This is a genomic window from Streptomyces sp. NPDC051104 (assembly GCF_040682835.1).
Lineage (GTDB): Bacteria > Actinomycetota > Actinomycetes > Streptomycetales > Streptomycetaceae > Streptomyces > Streptomyces cynarae.
Genome location: NZ_JBFBBS010000158.1, coordinates 1 through 1,229, shown reverse-complemented (window position 1 = coordinate 1,229; position 1,229 = coordinate 1). Strand labels below are relative to the sequence as shown.

The following is a 1,229-nucleotide window of genomic DNA, read 5'->3' as shown; positions in this document are numbered from 1 at the left end:
GCCTCCTCGACGCTGAGCGGCAGTTCGGCCTCCTGGTCGGCTCCCGGTACACCGGCGGGGGCGCCGCCTGCTCCGAAGAGCGAGCCGAGCAGGTCGTCGACGTCGACGCCCTCCGCGCCGAAGCCGCTGGTGGCGTACCGGGCCCGCGGGCCGCCCCCGGTGGACCAGCGGAAGCCGCCGCCGGGTCCCGCGCCAGCACCGACCCGCTCCTCCCAGTCCTCGGGGACCTTCCGGAAGTCCTCGCCGAAGCGGTCGTAACGGGCCCGCTGGTCCGGGTCGGACAGGACACTGAAGGCCTCGTTGATCTCCTTGAACCGCTCCTCCGCAGCGGGGTCCTTGTTGACGTCGGGGTGGTACTTGCGGGCCAGCTTGCGGTACGCCCGCTGGATCTCGTCCTTGTCAGCGTTGCGCGGGACCCCGAGAACCTCGTAGAAGTCGCGTGCCATGGCCGGTCACCGCCGCTTGGCGACGGTCACGGCGGCCGGCCTCAGCTGCCGCTCGGCCTCGCCGTAGCCGGGGCGCAGCACCTCGACGACGGTGCCCGGCTCGACGTCGGGGTCCTGGACCACGCCGACAACCTCGTGCCGGGAGGGGTCGAACGGGACGCCGGTCTCGGCGTGACGCTCGTAGCCAAGGCGTTCAAGGATGGACACGGCCTGGTCTCGCACGGCGCGAACCCCCTCGACGATCGCCCCGGGGTCGGAGCCCGCGTGGTTCAGGGCCAGTTCGAGGTTGTCCAGGACGGGCAGGAAGGCCGCGGCCGTGCGGGCGCGTTCGACCGCGCGCTCCCGCTCCAGTTCCCTGGCGTGCCGCTTGCGAAGGTTGTCGAGGTCGGCGAGGGCACGCCGCCAACGGTCCTCCACCTCTTTCAGCGCGGCCGCGTACTCGTCCTCGGCCGCGGCCGGACCGGTGGCCGCGTCGGGCCCCGGTTCGGCCTCCGTGGTCGGCGGCGCGGGCTTGGGCAGGTCGCCCTGCGGCGGTTGTACGGCGCCTTCGGGCGGCGGGTCGGACGCTCGGTCCTGGGGAGGGATGGGCATGGCGGGTACCTCAGCCCTTGTCGAACTCGGCGTCGATCACGTCTTCGTCGGCGCCGGCCCCGCCCTGCCCGGAGCGGTCCGGCCCGATGGTGTCCGAGGGACCACTCGCCGCCGCGGCTTCGGCCTGGTGGGCGGCGAGCCCGGCGTAGACCTGCTGGAGTTCGGAGATCAGCGGCCTGACCTTGCCCACTC

3 protein-coding genes are annotated in these 1,229 nt (G+C 73.5%); all 3 read right to left on the bottom strand.

Annotated features, from left to right (window positions below):
- Window positions 1–446 (bottom strand): DnaJ domain-containing protein (locus AB0N14_RS40270; RefSeq protein WP_366030636.1); only part of this gene is annotated, 446 nt, incomplete at its 3' end.
- Window positions 447–452: 6 nt separating this feature from the next.
- On the bottom strand, window positions 453–1,037 hold the full coding sequence (locus AB0N14_RS40265) for a nucleotide exchange factor GrpE (protein WP_366030635.1): 585 nt from the start codon (window positions 1,035–1,037) through the stop codon (window positions 453–455).
- 10 nt (window positions 1,038–1,047) lie between these two features.
- Window positions 1,048–1,229: hypothetical protein (locus AB0N14_RS40260; protein ID WP_366030634.1), on the bottom strand; the 182-nt coding region annotated here is incomplete at its 5' end.

Bases quoted from the DNA above. Each gene is read 5' to 3' on its own strand.
- AB0N14_RS40265 (WP_366030635.1), bottom strand. From the start codon at position 1,037: ATGCCCATCCCTCCCCAGGACCGAGCGTCCGACCCGCCGCCCGAAGGC.